A 16847-nucleotide genomic window follows, 5' to 3' on the forward strand; every position below is an offset into this window, starting at 1 on the left:
ATACCCATTCTTCGAGAAATTAAAATTAATTATGAATTCATTATTTTAAATGTGAACATATAAATGTAATAATATAAAGAAGTTTCAAAAAAGTGCAAACTCATTAAAATAAATAAAATTATTGTATGTTAATAATTTAATTATCTAGGTAAAACTTCATCAATTTCCAAACGATTAAATAAAATATGATAATTATCTAATTTTTGACTTGAAAGAAGCCCGAAAGTATCTAAACTTTCAAAAGTAATATCGGAGGCTTTGAGTTGAGTTAAAATTTTATGAGCAGTTTGAGGTAAAAAAGGTTGCAATAAAACTCCTAAAAACCTTAAAGTTTCTACCAAAGAATATAGTGTGTGGTCTAATAGTTGTTGTTTTTCAGGATTTTTAAATAAATTCCAAGGTTCTACCAAATCAATGTATTTATTAGCAAAACGAGCCAAATTCATAATTTCTTTCAAGGCATCTCCTACTTTACAATCTTGCATTTTGAGAAGAACCAAAGGAAGAGTTGCTAAAGCTTGTTTGGATAAATCAAATTTGGGATCTAAATTAGTTGTAATTAAAGTTTTGGATAAATTATTTTGGCGATAACTTTTTACCATCCCAAAAACTCTATGAACTAAATTTCCCAAAACATTAGCTAGGTCATTATTGTGCCTTTCTACTAACAATTCATAAGTGATATTACCATCTTGAGCATAAGGAATTTCTGATAGAACAAAATAACGAATGGAATCCACCGGAAAATATTTTAACAAATCATCAACGTACAAAACGTTACCTTTAGATTTAGACATTTTATTTTTATCAAACAAAATCCATGGATGGGTTAAAAACTGTTTGGGTAGTGAAATTTCAAGTGCCATCAATAAAATAGGCCAGTAGATAAGGTGAAACCTTAAAATATCTTTACCAATAACATGCATATCACAGGGCCAATATCGATTAAACTGACTATTTTTGGATGTAGGGTTGTAGTCTAGTCCGGTTAGATAATTGCTTAGAGCATCAATCCAAACATAAATAACGTGTTTGGGGTCAAAAGGAACGGGAATGCCCCACTTGAAAGAAGTTCTAGAAACAGACAAATCTGCTAATGGTTCTTTTAATAAATTTAACAGCTCTTTTCTTTGGGCATCAGGTTTAATTAAGGAGGGATTGTTTTCTAAATATTGCAATAACTGGGCTTGATATTTGGAAAGCTTAAAAAAATAAGTTTCTTCGCTGATTAAAATAGGAGTTTCACCATTAAAAGTTTTCCCATCAATTAAATCTTTGGCAGCCACATAAGATTCTTCAGCAACTGAATAAAGCCCTTGATATTTTCCTAAATAAATATCTCCTTGTTGCCATAACTTGTAAAAGATGGCTTGAACTGTTTGTTTGTGGTGGGGATTGGTAGTTTTTGCAAATTTATCGTAACTTACTTGCATTAAATCATAAATTCTTTTAATTTCCAAAGATATTTGGTCTACGTATTCTTGGGGATTTTTGCCTTGTTGCAAAGCTTTGGCAGCAATTTTTTGTCCGTGTTCATCGGTTCCTGTTTGAAACAAAACATCAAATCCTTCTAGGCGTTTGAAACGAGCAATGGCATCAGCTAAAATAGATTCGTAAACGTTTCCAATGTGCGGAATGCCAGAAGCATAGGCAATTGCTGTGGAAAGAAAAAATTTAGGTTTTTGGTTGGGGGTTGTTTTCATAAAAACTCCTTAAATAAATGGTGACAAAAATATTTTTTAATTGTGGGTTGTTGGGAAAAATCTGCATGTGGTTTGGGAAATCAAATCAAGATTGGGGGTTTTTGATTTTGTATTGGTGATAAATTTCTTTTTTGGTAATGTTTCTTTCTTGAGCAACTTTGCTAAAAGCCTCTTTTTCGTTAAAGCCTAATTTAAGGTAAAAAAGAACGTGATCGTTTATGCTTAGAGCAAGCAAATGTTCGTTGGGGTTGGGGTTACCTGCAACAACAATGACATATTCGCCCTTATTAATTAAATCAAATTCTAAAATAGAGTCAAGATTGCCATTGATAATGGTTTCGAATTTTTTAGTCAATTCGCGCGCTAAAGAAATTTTTCTATTACCATATAATTTATGTATTAAAAGTAAAGTCTTTTTAATTCTATGAGGAGATTCGTAAATAACAAGGCTTTCTGAGGCGTTTTTATATTGGAGTAAATATTTTTCCAAAGCTTGAGACAAACGGGGTAAAAAAGCCAAAAAGATAAAAGGTGAGGGGATGGCAGAAGTCATAAAAGCAGTTAAAAAAGCAGATACTCCTGGAATCGATACCACATTAAAACCATGTTTTTGCATTTCACAAACCAAAGAAAACCCAGGATCGCTAATAAGAGGAGTGCCTGCATCACTAATTAAGGCAATATTTTTTCCTTGTGATAAAAGTTCTAAAATTTGATGTAGCCTTCTTGTTTGATTGTGTTCATAATAAGAAAGTAAAGGTGTTTGGATTTGATAAGTGTGTAAAAGTTTTTTGGCTCTTCTAGTATCTTCTGCTAAAATTAAAAAAACTTCTTTTAAAGTGGCAAGTGCTCTTAAGGTGATGTCTTCTAAATTGCCTATGGGAGTTGCTACCAAATATAAAGTAGGTTTGGCGTTGCAAAAACTTTGTTGTTGAAATAACATATTTTTTACCTTATTTGTTGGGTTTGGGTGTGTGCAAAATTTTATATTGCTTTAAATAGGGGGGGAGGTGCACATTTTAAAGATTTAAAATGAAAGTCTTTGGACTTCTAATTGAATTAACAAAGCCATGAAAAGATTTTCTTGATTAGATAATATATTTTGTTTTTTGTAAATTTGGTGAATAATTTTTAAAATATTAAAAGTGGTTGGAAGGGGTAGGGTTTGATAGTATTTTTGATATTCTGGATTTGTTAAAATTTGTGTTTTGGAAAAATAAATGGGTGTTTTGGAGTTAGGTGTTTTTTCATATAAAATATCAGAAAAAAAACGTAATAACACTGATAAAAAATCATTTAAAAAATGAGGACAAGAGATAATTTTTGCAAGCAGAGGAGAGTCAAAAACTACTAATTTTAATGAAATTGTTTTTGGGAATTGAATAAGAAAATCCAAAAAAAATTGTTTAAAATTTTGATAATAATCGCTGGCAATAAATAAATCCATTTGATCGGAATTTTTATTTATTAAATTACTTAAGGAAAAATCAAAAGCATCTATTTGGGATTTGGTTTTAGAGTCTAAATTTTGTGATTTTGCATCCACAGTATCAGAGATATTAATAATTTGACAACGAGAAACTATGGTTGGTAAAACTTGTTCTAAATTATTTGTTAATAAAAAACCTATAGTATTGTTGTTGGAAGGATTTTCAAAAAAATGCAATAAACTGTTGGAAGTTTGGGTAGTTATTTTTTCTATTTCTTCAATTACATAAATTCTTTGAGTTCCGAATAAAGAAGTTTGCAAAAAGTTTTTTTGAAATTGCAAAATTTGTTCTTTGGTAAAAAGATGGTTTTGTTTGGTTAAATAATAAAAATTGGGGTATTGCGAATTAAGTAAGGTATCTTTTTTCAAAAGATGAGGGTCATGAGGTTTGAAAATACGATAGGCAAGTCCCAAAACAAATAATTTTTGTTGGGAAAGAGTGGAGCCAACAACTAAATAAAGATGGGCGAGTTTATTATTTTGGATAATTTGGTTAAATTTGGCTAACAAAGATTGGGTTTTGTTCATAATTCTATTTGAAAGACTTCTTTGAGTTTTTGTTCAATGATGTTATAAATGTTTTCCAAGGGCTTGCTTGCATCAATTAAAAAAATTCTTTTTTGTTGGTCTTTTTGACAAAGGTCAAGGTAGCCTTTGCGTACTTTTTTATGAAAAGACAGTTTTTGCAAATCAAACGAATTAATTTCTTTAGGTCTAAATTGTTTGACTCTTTGAATGCCTATTTTAGGGTCTAAATCTAGATAAAAAGTAATGTTGGGCATGTAATTTAGAGCAAAATTATTAATATTTAAAACAAAATCTTGACTTAAACCGCGAGCATAAACTTGATAAGCTATAGTCGAATCTAAATAACGATCACAAATAACTATTTTGTTTTGTTGTAAAGCAGGAATAATTAATTTGCTTAAATGTTCTGCTCTATCTGCTGCAAATAACAAAGCCTCAGTGTAGAAATCTATTTGTTTGTTAGAAGAATGCAACAAAATATTTCTAATTACTTCATTAAATAAACCGCCACCAGGTTCTTTGGTTAAAACACACGAATATTTTTTACTTAATTTTTCAAATAAATAACGTGAATGGGTGGTTTTTCCGGTGCCTTCACAACCTTCAAAAGAAATAAACATTTAGTATAAATTCTCCTTTTTGTGTATTTTTATTTATTGTCACAAAATCAATAAAAAATTTTTTTTAAAACTAAGGCTTTAGCAGGAGCCAAAAGGGTGGCTTTTTTAGTTGTGTTGCCTAATAACATCGCTTGAAATTGTTCCAAAGAAAGTTTATTTTTACCAATTTCAATTAAACTTCCTACCAAAAAACGAATCATATATTTTAAAAAACCGTTTCCATGAAAAACTAAAATATATTTGTGTGAAGTTTCTTTGAGAAAGGCTTGAAAAATGGTTTTAGAAAAATTTTTAGGTTGGGTCTCACTAGTAAAAGCAAAAAAATTATGGGTGCCTTCAATAAATTTTAGGGCTTTGGTGATTTTATCAAAATCAAGTTTGTCAGCAAAAATTTGAAAATGATGGTTAAAAGCGTTGATAGGTTTTTTGGAAAAAACATATTGATAAATTTTTGATTTCGCTGAATAACGAGCATGAAAATTAGGAGTGGCAAAGTTCATTTGTCTAACTCTAATATCAGGAGGCAAAAAATAATTAAGAGTTTTTTGGAAATGTGTGGGTTTTAGAAAAAAAGTGGTTTGGAAATGGAGGGTTTGCCCTTGGGAATGGACTCCTTTATCGGTTCTACTAGCTGCAAAATTAGGGATGTTTTGGTGGGTCATTTTTTTTAAAGCTTTTTCAAAAGTTTGTTGTACGGTTATTTTTTGAGGTTGTTTTTGATATCCATAATAACAAGTGCCATCATAGCTTAAAATTAATTTATAAAAAAAGTGTTGCAAAAATGCCTCCTTGTGTAACTACAAAATATTTATTAAGAATTTAAAATGGGAAATAAGGAGTGAAGAAAAAAGGGGTTAATATTAAAAAAACCTCCTTAATCCTTAAGATAAGAAGGTTTTGATAATTTAAGTTTTTTGAGCAAGAACCTAAAAATGCTCGGTTAATTGTTATTAAACAAAAGCAATAATTGCCATTGGAGCACCATCACCACGACGAGGAACAGTTTTAATAACTCTAGTATACCCACCTTGACGATCAAGATATTTAGAGGAGATATCTTTAAATAGTTTTTGCAAAACTGTAGTGTCATCGTTGATTTTTTCATCAAAAAGATGTCTTTTGGCTTGGCGTCTAGTATGCAAAGTATTTTTTTTAGATAAAGTAACCATTTTATCAGCTAATTTTTGTAATTCTTTAGCTTTGGATTCAGTTATCATAATTTTTTCTTGCACAATTAAATCAGTCATTAAAGTTCTTAACAAAGCTCTTCTTTGAGATTTATTGCGTCCTAATTTGCTAAAAGGCATAAAATTTATCTGTCCTTTCTATTTTCTAATGTGTTTTTTAGTTTTAATGTTTGTCTTTGTCTTCTTCAACGCTGTGATGCAAAACTTCTTTAAGATAATCATTGAATTCTAAACCGTATTCTAAAAATTTATCTTTTAATTCTTGGAAAGATTTTCGTCCTAAGCTTTTAAGTTTGACAACTTCTTTTTCACTTAATTTTACTAAAGCAGCAACTGTGTCAATCCCTGCTCTTTTAAGACTGTTAAAAAGCCTTACAGATAAATCTAGTTGTTCAATTTCTAAATCTAGTACGTAATTGTGAGCTTCTTTTTTAGATTCAGAAACAAATTCTACATGAGCAGGTTTTTGGCTTAATTCTACTAAAACATTAAAATGATCTACTAAAATGCTAGCTGCAGTTGCTAAAGCTTCTTTAGCTAAAAGAGCGCCGTTAGTGGTAATTTCAATAGTTAATTCGTCTTTGTTGCCTAATTTTTTTTCTACTTGATAAGAAACATTGACAACAGGAGTAAATAAAGAATCAATTGCAATAACGCCTACTTTATTTTCGCCGTGAACTTTGTTGTCTTTGGCGCCAACATAACCAATGCCTTTTTTAATGGTAACTGTCATATGAAAGCAAACATCATCAGAAAGGGTGGTAATGTAATGATCGGGGTTGATGATTTTAACTCCTGCAGGCAGTTCGAAAGAAGAAGCGGTTAGGCGTTGTGGTCCTTTGGCAATTAGTTCTAGTTTTTCTTCAAAATCATCTGATTCGTCGTCTACGGCAAAAACAATTTTTTTTAAATTTAAAATAATTGTCATGACATCTTCATAAACGCCAGGAATAGTGGTAAATTCTTGTTCTACTCCTTGAATTTTAACATTTACAATAGCAGTACCAGGCAAAGAAGATAACAAAACTCTTCTTAGAGCGTTTCCTACAGTAATGCCGTATCCTCTTTCTAAAGGTTTAATGGTGAATTTCCCAGAAATGGGATTTTCATCAATTTCTTCAACAAAAAAAGGTTTAATAAATTTAATATTTTTCATAATTACTCCTTGAAATGTCGAACAAGATTATTATCCTCTAGGAGGTTTTGGCGGTCGACAACCATTATGTGGTACTGCAGTAACATCTTTAATAGCAGTAATTTCTAATCCTGATGCTTGCAAAGAACGGATAGCTGCTTCTCTTCCGGGACCTGGTCCTGTAATGAAAGTTTCTACTTTAACCATTCCGTGTTCCATCGCTGCTTTGGCAACTGCTTCAGCGGCTAATTGTGCTGCAAAGGGAGTTGATTTACGACTTCCTTTAAAACCCAAAGCACCTGCACTACTCCAAGTAACAGCATTACCGTTAAGATCAGTGATAGTAACGATAGTGTTGTTAAAAGTGGTATGAATATGTGCAATTCCTAAAGGAACATTTTTTTTAACTTTGCGTTTGGTAGTTTTTTTTCTTGCCAATGCCTTTCTCCTTTATTATTTTTATTATTTAGTTAATTTTATTATTTTTTCTTACCAGCAATTGCTTTAGGTTTACCTTTAACAGTGTGAGCATTGTTTCTGGTTTTTTGTCCTCTTACAGGCAATCCTTTACGGTGGCGTAGCCCTCTGTAAGCTCCAATTTCCATTAAACGTTTAATATTTAAAGTAACTTCACGTCTTAGGTCGCCTTCTACGTTGTATTTAGTAATTTCACTACGTAAAGCTGATAATTGCTGTTCGGTTAAATTTTTAACTCTAATATTTTGGTCAATGTTTAACTCGTTTAAAATTTTATGAGATAATTTATTGCCTAAACCATAAATATAAGTTAGTGCAATTACTACTCTTTTGTCGCTTGGAATATCTATTCCTGCAATTCGCGCCATAAATATCTCCTTTTATCCTTGTCTTTGATTGTGTCTACGATTTTTTTTATTGATAACATAAATGCGTCCTTTACGACGAACAATGATATCATCTTCACTGCGTTTTTTAACTGAAGCTCTAACTTTCATAATCTTTTCTCCTTACTTAAAACGATAAGTGATTCGTGCTCGTGTAGGGTCGTATGGTGATAATTCAATTCTTACTTTATCACCAGGTAAAATGCGTATGTTGTTGATACGTATTTTACCAGAAACATAAGCGATAATTGTTTTTTTATTTGGAAGCTCTACTTTAAATTTATCATTTGATAATAATTCAACAACTTTAGCTTCGATTTCAATTTTGGATTCAGTTTCGTTTAAATTGTTTTTTGACATTCAAAGTGATTCCTTTAATTTTGATTTCTGGGTTTGGGGGTGGTTGTGATGTAATTTGGTAAAATGAAAAACATATTATGCAAGTATTTCGTATCCTGTAGGAGTTACTAAAACTGTTTGTTCAAAATGAGCACTTAGACTTTTGTCTGTGGTAACTACAGTCCAATTATCTTGCAAAATAGCAATTTCGGGATTTCCTAAAGTAAGCATGGGTTCTACACAAAAAGTCATTCCTGGTTGTAGGATTGCGCCTTCGTGGGGTTTGCCAAAATTAGGAATATAGGGTTCTTCGTGCAAAGATGTACCAATACCATGTCCGGTAAATTCTTCTACGATGCCTAAATTATTGTTTTTGGCAAAAAGTTCAATGGCATGAGAAATGTCAGAAAAATGATTTTGGGGTTTAATTTGCAAAAGACCTTGAAATAAGGCTTTTTGAGTAAGTGCAAGCAAGTTTTGAGTAGTTTGGCAAACAGTTCCTACAGCATAAGAATAAGCACAATCAACATAATAACCTTGATAGTTAATTCCTAAATCTAAGGTAATGATATCACCTTGTTTAAGGATGGTTTTTTTGGAAGGAATGCCGTGAACTACCACTTCATTAACTGAGGCACAAATATGTTTGGGAAATCCGTTGTAACCTTTAAAAGCAGAAATAACACCTTTTTTTTGATAAAAATTCTTAGCTAATAAATCTAGATCAAAAGTTGACATTCCTGGAATAACAAAGGAAGCAAGCAATCTGTGGGCTTCGTTAATGATTTTTCCTGCTTGTTTCATGATAGCAATTTCATGAGGAGTTTTGATGGAAATCATTTGCGGTCTGTTTCTAAAACTTCTAAAATCATTTTAGTAACTTGGTCGATGTTTTGCATACCATCTACTTCAAAAAGTTGATTTTGTTCGCGATAATATTGCACTAATGGCAATGTTTCTTGATTAAACACTTTGAGGCGTTTAAGGAAGGTTTCTGGTTTGTCATCTTCTCTTTGAATTAAGGTTTTTTGGTCTTTGTCACAAATACCTGGAGTTTTGGGAGGAATGTTTTCGATGTGATAAACCTTACCACATTCGGGACAAATTCTGCGTCCTACAATTCTTTTCATTAAATCTTGGGTGCCAGCGTTAAAATAGATGACTTTAGTTAAAAATAAATGAGAGTTTTTGAAAAAATCATCCAAAAAACGAGCTTGCAAAACATTGCGGGGAAAACCGTCTAATAAAAAATCTTTAGTAGCGATGTCCTTAGACAAGTAATCAGCTATCATTTGGTTAGTAATGTCGTCAGGAACTAAAAGTCCTTGAGCAATAAATTTTTTACTTAAAATGCCTAATTCAGTATTTTCTTTAAAATTTTTACGAAAAATATCGCCTGTTGCAATGTGGTTAATTTTTAAAATATCTGATAAAACAGAAGCTTGAGTCCCTTTACCAATTCCGGGCGATCCTAATAATATTAGTATCATATTGTCTTGTTTGCTTAATTAAAATAATTTTTGATATTCTTTTTTGTTGGCAGTAGCTTCGATGCGTTGGATAGTTTCAAGGGCTACACTAACAATAATAAGCAAACTGGTTCCTCCTAATTTCATATCTTTCAAACCTAAAAAATGTTCCACAAGAATAGGTGTTACAACAAGAGCAGCAATAAAAACAGTTCCTAAAACAGTGATTTTAAATAAGGTATTAGCTAAATAACGAGTAGTTTGTTCACCTGGTCTTAAACCTGCAATATAGGCATCTTGTTTGGATAAATGTTCTGAAATATCTTCAGGATTGACATTCATAAAAGCAGAAAAGAAAGAAAAAACAATTACTAACAAGACTAAAAAGCCTATGGCAAAAAAGTTAATTTGGTTTTCAGGAAAGTTAGTTTTGGCAAAAAAATCTACTACTTCTGTAAATTTTGTATTCCCAATAACTCCTGCTAACATCTGGAAAGGTTGCAATAAAGCAGATGCCAAAATAACTGGCATAACTCCTGCACTATTAATTTTTAATGGAATATAGCTTTTTCCTTGCACTTGATTGCGCGCATAATTGATAGGTATTTTTAAAGATGTTATTTGCACAACTAAAGTAAAAATTAAAAATAAGAGAAGTAAAAGAACAATACATGCAAAATTAAAAGTTTTCAAAGTTAAAAAATTGTTTTGAGATAAATATGATTCGTTCAGATTTACAAATAGATTAATTAGGCTGTGGCTCATCGAAACAACAATTAAAATAGAAGTCCCGTTTCCAATACCTTTGGAATTGATAAGGTCAGCAAACCAAATTAAAATAGCAACTCCTGCAGTAGCAATTAAAGCTAACAAAAACAGTTGGCTTGTACTTATTGATGTGAAAAAAAGTTTTGAATAACTGTTCAAAAAAGCAAAAGATTGCCCAAAAGCAAACAATAAGGCAAGACTACGTGTTAAAAGATTAAGTTTGCGTTTACCCATTTGTCCTTGGTCTTTCCATTCGCGACAAATAGGAAGAAGTTTTTGCAAAAATTGCACTACAATGGAAGCAGTGATGTAAGGAGTGATTCCCAATCCAAAAAGAGTACCAGCATTTATGGAAAAAAACCCAAAAAGTTTGGACAAATCAAGGGATTTAGTATTAATAAAAGGAAGAGGCCAAGAAGTTCCTAAACAAACAATAGAAATAATAAATAAGGTAAAAAAGATTTGAAACATTAATTTACGATTACCTAAAACTAATTTTAATTGACGTTTCATCTTTAAATTACCTCTATATTTCCACCAACTGCTAAAATGGCTGCTTGAGCTTGTTTGGAGAATTTTGAAGCTTTTACGACTAATTTTTTAGTGAGAGTTCCTTGCGCCAAAACTTTAATACCACATAATTGGTCTTTAATTATTTTTTTTTCTAACAATAATTGAGGAGTAACAACGGTATCTTGAGGAAAGGTTTCTAGAGTTTTAAGGTTAAGAAGGGCGTATCTTTTTTGGGCAAAGTTGTGAAATCCTCTTTTAGGAATTCTTTGAAAAAAAGGGATTTGTCCGCCTTCAAAGCCGGGACGCAAAGTTTTTCCTGAACGTGCTAATTGTCCTTTGTGTCCTTTACCAGAAGTTTTACCAGTGCCACTACCAGGTCCACGTCCTAAACGTTTAGTGGATTTACGAGCATTAGTGACCGGTTTTAGTGTATGTAACATTATTTTTGCTCCTTTGTATCAGAAACTTTTTCAACTACAACAAGATGACTGATGGTTTTAATCATTCCATGGATGGCTGGAGTGTCATCTTTAATAACTTGATTGTTAATTTTTTTCAAACCTAGACAGTGAACGGTTTTAATTTGATTAACACGACAAGCAATAAGGCTTTTGGTAAGAGTAATTTTTAATTTCATTGTTCTTTTTTCGCTAAAGTGATGCCTCTTAATTTAGCTACTTCTTCTTTAGTGCGTAAACTTTGTAATCCATCCATTACTGCTCTTATTACGTTAATAGAGGTGCGTGAACCAAAAGTTTTAGTACGAACATCATTAATGCCTACTAATTCTAAAATAGTTCTAGCAGCTTTTCCTCCAGCAACAATTCCAGTTCCTTTGGAAGCTGGTTTTAAAAAAAACTTAGACGCTCCAAAACGTCCAATAGTATCATGAGGAATAGTAGTTCCTGTAATAGGAATGCGAACTAATTGTTTTTTGGCTTTTTCTAAAGCTTTTTTAATAGCTTCTACAATTTCTTTAGCTTTAGCGGTGGCGAAACCAATTTGCCCTTTTTTATCGCCAACAACTACCAAAGCAGAAAAACGAAAACGAGCACCGCCTTTAACTACTTTAGTAATACGATTAATTTTAACAACTTTTTCTTCTAAAAGAGGGGCTTTTTTGTTAAATTCTTTCTTTATTGCTTTCATTTTGCTTTTCTCCTTTAAAACTGTAAGCCTGATTTACGACAAGCATCAGCTAAGGCTTTGATTTTGCCGTGATACAAATACCCTGATCTATCAAAAACAACATTTTTAATGCCTTGGGCTAAGGCTTTTTTAGCGATAAGAGCGCCTACTGCTTCAGCGGCTTTGATGTTGGATCCCAAAACATTGGCTTCTTTGCTATTAGCGCTGCATAGAGTTGTTTGTTGGGTGTCATCAATTATTTGCACATAAAGAAATTTATTAGATCTAAAAACATTTAAACGTGGTCTTTGTGATGTGCCTGAAACAATTTTTCTAAGGCGAAGATGACGTTTTTTACGAAGCACGTTAGAGGATTGTTTGGTTATCATAACTTATTTTTAGTCCTTTCTTGTTTTTTTAGCGCTTTTCCCAGCTTTTTGTCTAACGTATTGTCCTACGTAGCGGATTCCTTTACCTTTGTAAGGTTCTGGTTTACGTAGTTTTACGTTTTTGGCAGCAAATTCGCCGACAAGTTGTTTGTCAATTCCTTTGATAACAATTTCTGTGTTTTGGTTAACTACCACTTCTAGATTATCAGGAATGGCAACGCTTACAGGATGAGAAAAACCCAAAGATAAAATTAGTTGTTTATCTTTAATTTGAGCACGATAAGCTAACCCTACAATTTTTAAGGTTTTTTGAAAGCCTTTGCTTACGCCTTCTACCATATTGGAAAGTAAGGCTCTAGTGGTGCCGTGAATTTTTTTCATAAAAATTTCATCATTAGGGCGTTTTACTGTGATGACTTTGTTTTCATTAGTGATTGTTAATTTGTGATTGAATTGATATTCTAATTTGCCTTTAGGGCCTTCAACTGAGATAAAATTTCTATCTTTGATATCAACTTTAACCGCATTAGGGACTTCAATTGCTTTGTTTCCTACGCGTGACATAATTTTCTCCTTTATCTCCTTTAACTACTTTTGATTTGGCAATTAATTACCAAATATAAGCTAAAACTTCGCCACCAACTTGAGAAAGGCGAGCTTGAGCGTCTGTTAGAATTCCTTTAGAAGTAGAAACCAAAGCAACTCCTAAACCGTTGAGCACTTTAGGAATTTGTTCTGCTGATGCATAAACTCTAAGTCCTGGTTTGGAAACTCTTTTTAAGCCTTTAATAACTCTTTCTTTGTTGGGAGCATATTTCAAACTAATAATTATTTCGCGAGATGACTGAGGTAGATAAAAATCTTTAATAAAACCTTCTTTTTTTAAAACTGCTAAAATTTCTAATTTTAACTTAGAAGCAGGTACTAACACTTTTAAATGTGACATTTGATTGGCATTACGAATGCGTGTCAGCATATCTGCAATAGGGTCTGTCATAACCATGTTTGAGCCTCCTTTTTACCTTTACCAACTGGTTTTTCTGACTCCAGGTAATTTACCTTGATGAGCTAACTGCCTAAAATTAATGCGGGAAATGCCGAATTTACGAATGTATCCGCGTGGTCTTCCATCAATAGAATCTCTGTTTTTTAAACGTACAGGTGATGCTTTGGCAGGAATTTGAGACAATCCAGCATAGTCAGCTTTTTTTTTAAGTTCTAAGCGTAGTTTGGCATATTTTAAAACTAGCTCTCTTTGTTTTTGATCTTTTACGATTTTGGATTTTTTAGCCATAAGTAATAGTTCCTTTAATTTTTAAACGGCATACCATAAAGCTCTAAAAGCTTTTTGGCTTGAGTGTTATTTTTGGCAGTAGTTACAATGATGATATCCATGCCACGAATTTTTTTAACTTTGTCGATATTAATTTCTGGAAAAACGATTTGTTCTTTTAATCCTAGAGCGTAATTACCTCTGCCGTCAAAAGATTTACCAGAAATGCCTCTAAAATCTCTTACGCGGGGGAAAACTAAACGAGTTAGTTTGTATAAAAACGCCTCTTTGCGGGCTCCTCTTAAAGTCACTTTAGCTCCAATTGGCATGCCTTCACGTAATTTGAAATTAGAAATAGCTTTTTTGGCTTTAGTGATAACAGGGGTTTGTCCGCTTAATAATTTTAATTCTTCTACTACATCATCCAAAACTTTAACATTAAAAATAGCATCGCCTACGCCCATATTGATGACAACTTTTTCTACTTTTGGGACTTGCATAACGGATTTATAATTAAAAGTTTTCATTAAGGTGGCAGTGATTTTGGAATAGTCTAGAGTATTTTCTTTTTTCATTGACATTGATGCAAAGCCTCCTTAATTTTTTTCGTCTAATGTTTGATTTGATTTTTTAGCATAACGAAATTTTTTACCTGATTGTATGCGAATTCCTACTTTAGTGGGAGTTTGTGTTTGGGGGCAAACTAAAGCTACATTAGAAACATGAATGGGAGCTTCTTGTTTAACGATGGTGCCCTTTTCTTCGTTTTGGGAAGGGGGTTGGTGTTTGGTTTTGATGTTGACACCTTCAACAATAATTTTTTGAGTTTTGGTAAAAACTTTTAATACTTTGCCTGTTTTAGTCATTTTTTTACCTGATTCGTCTGTTACAAAACGATCTTTGCCAGCTAAAATAGCTACTGTTTCTCCTACTTTAATACGCATTGAGTTGTCTCCTTACAAAACTAATTGGGCTAAAGAAACTATTTTGGAAAATTTCTTATCACTCAATTCTCTAACTACTGGACCAAAAATACGGGTACCAATAATATTTAAATCTTCTTTTAAAAGTACTACAGCATTGTCGTCAAATTTAATGTAAGAGCCATTTTTACGTCTTAGACCTTTTTTGGTGCGTACAATGACAGCTTTTAGAACGTCATGTTTTTTAACTGTACCAGAACCTGATTTAACAGTTACTAATACAATATCTCCGATATTTACATGACTACGACGAGTGCCTCCTAAAATACCAATAACTAAAACTTCTTTAGCGCCGCTGTTGTCAACTACAACTAAACGACTTTCTCGTTGAATCATCTCAAAATCTCCTTACTTTGCGCTCTTTGCATGGGAAAGAATTTTGAATAATCGAAATCTTTTAGTTTTAGAAAGAGGTCTTGTTTCCATAAAATTAACTAAATCGCCTGGTTTGGCTTCTTGATTTTCATCATGGACGTGGAATTTTTTCGATTGTTTCACTCTTTTGCCATATAAAGGGTCTTTTTTGTAAATATCAACAATAACAGTAATTGTTTTATCCATTTTATCTGAAACTACTTTACCTACGAAAGTTTTTCTAAAATTGCGTTGCATTATTGTTGTTCCTCCTTGATAGTTTCTACAGTGTCATCTAAATCAGGGGTAGTTGGTTGTGGGGTTGGGCTTTGATTTGCTAAAACAGGTTTGGCAGTGGAAGTGACAAAAGTTGGAGTAGTGGCTGTTTGTTGATTGCTTTTTTGGGTTAGGATTGTTTTGATGCGAGCAATGGTTTTTTTAAGCTTTTTGATTTTGGCAGTGTTAGTGAGTTTGCCTAAAGCTAATTGAAAACGCAAATCAAACAGTTCTTGTTTTAACTTGTCTACTTTGTTTTCTAATTCTTCTGGATTTAATTTTAAAATTTCTTGAGTTTTCATACTTCAGCACCTTTTTTAACGATTTTAGTTTTAATCGGTAGTTTGTGAGACGCAAGTCTTAAAGCTTCCATTTCTACTTTGGAAGAATTAGTGGTGTCTTTAACTTCGAACAAAACTTTACCTGTTTTTACCACAGCTACCCATTCTTCAGGAGAACCTTTACCAGAACCCATTCTTACTTCTAAAGGTTTTTTAGTTAAGGATAGATGTGGGAAAATGTTGATCCACACTTTTCCTGTTCTTTTCATGTAACGTGTCATTGCAATACGAGCGGCTTCAATTTGTTTGTTAGTGATAAAAGCACCTTCTTTGGCAACCAAAGCGTGGTTTCCGTTGGCAATAACGTTTTTACCTTTGGATTTTCCTTCAAAACTAACGCGGTGAGGACGACGATATTTAGTTCTTTTTGGCATTAACATGATTATTGTTGCCTCCTTTGAAATTGCGAGGGCGTCTGTTAGGAGTGTTAGAAGATTGGGAAGCAAACGGTTTTCTAGTGTCTAGAATGGTTTGTCCTGGTAAAACTTCACCGTGGAAAATCCATACTTTAATTCCTAAAACTCCATAAGTAGTGTGAGCTTCAACAGCAGCGTAATCGATGTCTGCTCTTAGAGTGTGTAGAGGAACTCTGCCTTCGGCATGTCCTTCGCTACGAGCTATTTCAGCACCACCCAAACGACCAGAAATTAAAGTTTTTACTCCTTTGGCACCAGCTTTTAGGGCTTTTTGGATTGCCATTTTTTGAACACGGCGGAAAAACATACGATTTTCTAGTTGTTCAGCCATATTTTGAGCAATTAATAAAGCGATTTTATCAGAGTTTTTAACTTCTAACACGTTAAGATTAACGTCTTTTTGGGTAAGTTCTTTGAGTTTGGCAACTAATTTGTTGCGTGTATCGCCATCTTTTCCAATAATAACGCCTGGTTTATCGGTGTGGACAGAAATAGTGATACGGTTTTTATTTTTTTCTTTTAGGCGTTCAATGTCAATTTGACTGATAGCACTTTTTTTAGTAAAATTATTGATTAGTTTACGAATTAAAAAATCTTCTTTAATTAAATTAGGAATTTCTTTATCATTAACACACCATTGAGATTCCCAAGTTCTAATAATGCCTAATCTTAAGCCGTTAGGATTAGTTTTTTGACCCACTTTGTTCTTCCTCCTTTGATGTTTGCAAGTTTGTGTTAGAAGTTATTACTAAAGTAATGTGGCTGGTTCTTTTTTTAATCATATCACCAGAACCTTTAGCTCTTGGAAACATACGTTTTAAACGCAAACCTTCGTTGACAAAAACTTCTTTAACATAAAGTTGTTCGCGGTTTAATTTTAAATTATTAACAGCATTGGAAACAGCACTGTTTAAAAGTTTTAAAATAACGGGAGCAGCTACTTTAGGGGTAAAAGTTAAAATGGCTTGAGCTTGTGCAATATTTTTTCCTCGAATTAAATCAACAACTAAACGTGCTTTTCGAGGGGCGATTGAAACTTTTCTAGCAATCGCTTTGGCGTTTTTGGTTTCCAT

At 32.5% G+C, this 16847-nt stretch carries 29 protein-coding genes; all 29 read right to left on the bottom strand.

The annotated features are described in order from the left end of the window. Positions 1–140 precede the first annotated feature (140 nt). The gene (gene metG / locus JAHGCCOI_RS02455) at positions 141–1703 is read right to left on the bottom strand and encodes a methionine--tRNA ligase (RefSeq protein ID WP_227807369.1); all 1563 of its coding nucleotides are present in this window, start codon (positions 1701–1703) and stop codon (positions 141–143) included. A gap of 85 nt (positions 1704–1788) precedes the next feature. Then, positions 1789–2646 (bottom strand): 16S rRNA (cytidine(1402)-2'-O)-methyltransferase, encoded by an 858-nt coding sequence (gene rsmI / locus JAHGCCOI_RS02460; RefSeq protein ID WP_479491903.1) that lies wholly within the window; start codon positions 2644–2646, stop codon positions 1789–1791. 84 nt (positions 2647–2730) lie between these two features. Continuing rightward, positions 2731–3720: a DNA polymerase III subunit delta' gene (locus JAHGCCOI_RS02465; RefSeq protein WP_479491904.1), complete on the bottom strand. Its 990-nt coding sequence runs from the start codon at positions 3718–3720 to the stop codon at positions 2731–2733. After that, the gene (gene tmk, locus JAHGCCOI_RS02470; RefSeq protein ID WP_212508878.1) at positions 3717–4340 is read right to left on the bottom strand and encodes a dTMP kinase; all 624 of its coding nucleotides are present in this window, start codon (positions 4338–4340) and stop codon (positions 3717–3719) included. The genes JAHGCCOI_RS02465 and tmk overlap by 4 nt, the downstream gene beginning before the upstream one ends. Positions 4341–4387: 47 nt before the next feature. Next, a complete protein-coding gene (gene truA / locus JAHGCCOI_RS02475; RefSeq protein ID WP_212508879.1) occupies positions 4388–5119 on the bottom strand; it encodes a tRNA pseudouridine(38-40) synthase TruA in 732 nt (243 codons plus the stop codon). Positions 5120–5290: 171 nt separating this feature from the next. Then, on the bottom strand, positions 5291–5647 hold the full coding sequence (gene rplQ, locus JAHGCCOI_RS02480; protein WP_011160603.1) for a 50S ribosomal protein L17: 357 nt from the start codon (positions 5645–5647) through the stop codon (positions 5291–5293). Positions 5648–5690: 43 nt separating this feature from the next. Next, complete coding sequence (locus tag JAHGCCOI_RS02485; RefSeq protein ID WP_479491905.1) at positions 5691–6683, bottom strand: DNA-directed RNA polymerase subunit alpha; 993 nt, start codon at positions 6681–6683, stop codon at positions 5691–5693. Between the two features lie 30 nt (positions 6684–6713). Next, positions 6714–7100, bottom strand: coding sequence for a 30S ribosomal protein S11 (rpsK, locus tag JAHGCCOI_RS02490; protein ID WP_212508881.1), 387 nt, complete (start codon positions 7098–7100; stop codon positions 6714–6716). 41 nt (positions 7101–7141) lie between these two features. Next, the gene (rpsM, locus tag JAHGCCOI_RS02495; RefSeq protein WP_011160600.1) at positions 7142–7507 is read right to left on the bottom strand and encodes a 30S ribosomal protein S13; all 366 of its coding nucleotides are present in this window, start codon (positions 7505–7507) and stop codon (positions 7142–7144) included. Positions 7508–7519: 12 nt separating this feature from the next. Next, a complete protein-coding gene (gene rpmJ / locus JAHGCCOI_RS02500) occupies positions 7520–7636 on the bottom strand; it encodes a 50S ribosomal protein L36 (RefSeq protein WP_011160599.1) in 117 nt (38 codons plus the stop codon). 12 nt (positions 7637–7648) lie between these two features. Beyond that, the gene (gene infA / locus JAHGCCOI_RS02505) at positions 7649–7885 is read right to left on the bottom strand and encodes a translation initiation factor IF-1 (RefSeq protein ID WP_011160598.1); all 237 of its coding nucleotides are present in this window, start codon (positions 7883–7885) and stop codon (positions 7649–7651) included. 75 nt (positions 7886–7960) lie between these two features. Beyond that, on the bottom strand, positions 7961–8704 hold the full coding sequence (gene map / locus JAHGCCOI_RS02510) for a type I methionyl aminopeptidase (RefSeq protein WP_227807366.1): 744 nt from the start codon (positions 8702–8704) through the stop codon (positions 7961–7963). Further along, complete coding sequence (locus JAHGCCOI_RS02515) at positions 8701–9354, bottom strand: adenylate kinase (RefSeq protein WP_479491906.1); 654 nt, start codon at positions 9352–9354, stop codon at positions 8701–8703. The genes map and JAHGCCOI_RS02515 overlap by 4 nt, the downstream gene beginning before the upstream one ends. Before the next feature lie 18 nt (positions 9355–9372). Then, positions 9373–10614, bottom strand: coding sequence for a preprotein translocase subunit SecY (secY, locus tag JAHGCCOI_RS02520; protein ID WP_479491907.1), 1242 nt, complete (start codon positions 10612–10614; stop codon positions 9373–9375). 2 nt (positions 10615–10616) lie between these two features. Then, positions 10617–11054: a 50S ribosomal protein L15 gene (gene rplO, locus JAHGCCOI_RS02525; RefSeq protein ID WP_069028283.1), complete on the bottom strand. Its 438-nt coding sequence runs from the start codon at positions 11052–11054 to the stop codon at positions 10617–10619. Beyond that, positions 11054–11251: a 50S ribosomal protein L30 gene (gene rpmD, locus JAHGCCOI_RS02530; protein WP_227807363.1), complete on the bottom strand. Its 198-nt coding sequence runs from the start codon at positions 11249–11251 to the stop codon at positions 11054–11056. The genes rplO and rpmD overlap by 1 nt, the downstream gene beginning before the upstream one ends. Beyond that, positions 11248–11763, bottom strand: coding sequence for a 30S ribosomal protein S5 (gene rpsE, locus JAHGCCOI_RS02535; RefSeq protein ID WP_212775481.1), 516 nt, complete (start codon positions 11761–11763; stop codon positions 11248–11250). Before rpsE ends, rpmD begins: the two co-directional genes overlap by 4 nt. 14 nt (positions 11764–11777) lie before the next feature. Further along, complete coding sequence (gene rplR / locus JAHGCCOI_RS02540) at positions 11778–12131, bottom strand: 50S ribosomal protein L18 (RefSeq protein ID WP_042068032.1); 354 nt, start codon at positions 12129–12131, stop codon at positions 11778–11780. A gap of 9 nt (positions 12132–12140) precedes the next feature. Then, entirely contained in the window at positions 12141–12695 is a 555-nt protein-coding gene (rplF, locus tag JAHGCCOI_RS02545) for a 50S ribosomal protein L6 (RefSeq protein WP_212508888.1), read from the bottom strand. Positions 12696–12741: 46 nt separating this feature from the next. After that, on the bottom strand, positions 12742–13134 hold the full coding sequence (rpsH, locus tag JAHGCCOI_RS02550) for a 30S ribosomal protein S8 (RefSeq protein WP_011160589.1): 393 nt from the start codon (positions 13132–13134) through the stop codon (positions 12742–12744). A 21-nt stretch (positions 13135–13155) separates the two neighbouring features. Next, a complete protein-coding gene (gene rpsN / locus JAHGCCOI_RS02555) occupies positions 13156–13425 on the bottom strand; it encodes a 30S ribosomal protein S14 (protein WP_011160588.1) in 270 nt (89 codons plus the stop codon). Between the two features lie 14 nt (positions 13426–13439). Then, positions 13440–13985 (bottom strand): 50S ribosomal protein L5, encoded by a 546-nt coding sequence (gene rplE / locus JAHGCCOI_RS02560; RefSeq protein ID WP_479491908.1) that lies wholly within the window; start codon positions 13983–13985, stop codon positions 13440–13442. Between the two features lie 15 nt (positions 13986–14000). Continuing rightward, complete coding sequence (rplX, locus tag JAHGCCOI_RS02565) at positions 14001–14348, bottom strand: 50S ribosomal protein L24 (protein WP_212508889.1); 348 nt, start codon at positions 14346–14348, stop codon at positions 14001–14003. A 12-nt stretch (positions 14349–14360) separates the two neighbouring features. After that, positions 14361–14723, bottom strand: a complete 363-nt coding sequence (gene rplN / locus JAHGCCOI_RS02570; RefSeq protein WP_011160585.1) for a 50S ribosomal protein L14 — start codon at positions 14721–14723, stop codon at positions 14361–14363. 12 nt (positions 14724–14735) lie between these two features. Then, a complete protein-coding gene (gene rpsQ / locus JAHGCCOI_RS02575; protein WP_011160584.1) occupies positions 14736–14999 on the bottom strand; it encodes a 30S ribosomal protein S17 in 264 nt (87 codons plus the stop codon). Beyond that, a complete protein-coding gene (gene rpmC, locus JAHGCCOI_RS02580; protein WP_069028291.1) occupies positions 14999–15319 on the bottom strand; it encodes a 50S ribosomal protein L29 in 321 nt (106 codons plus the stop codon). The genes rpsQ and rpmC overlap by 1 nt, the downstream gene beginning before the upstream one ends. Then, positions 15316–15738 carry a 50S ribosomal protein L16 gene (gene rplP, locus JAHGCCOI_RS02585; protein ID WP_011160582.1) on the bottom strand — a complete coding sequence of 141 codons (423 nt, stop codon included), beginning with the start codon at positions 15736–15738 and terminating at the stop codon, positions 15316–15318. The genes rpmC and rplP overlap by 4 nt, the downstream gene beginning before the upstream one ends. Then, positions 15716–16474: a 30S ribosomal protein S3 gene (gene rpsC, locus JAHGCCOI_RS02590; RefSeq protein ID WP_227807359.1), complete on the bottom strand. Its 759-nt coding sequence runs from the start codon at positions 16472–16474 to the stop codon at positions 15716–15718. Before rpsC ends, rplP begins: the two co-directional genes overlap by 23 nt. Then, positions 16458–16847 carry a 50S ribosomal protein L22 gene (gene rplV, locus JAHGCCOI_RS02595; RefSeq protein WP_212508891.1) on the bottom strand — a complete coding sequence of 130 codons (390 nt, stop codon included), beginning with the start codon at positions 16845–16847 and terminating at the stop codon, positions 16458–16460. The genes rpsC and rplV overlap by 17 nt, the downstream gene beginning before the upstream one ends.

This window comes from Mulberry dwarf phytoplasma, assembly GCF_056504655.1.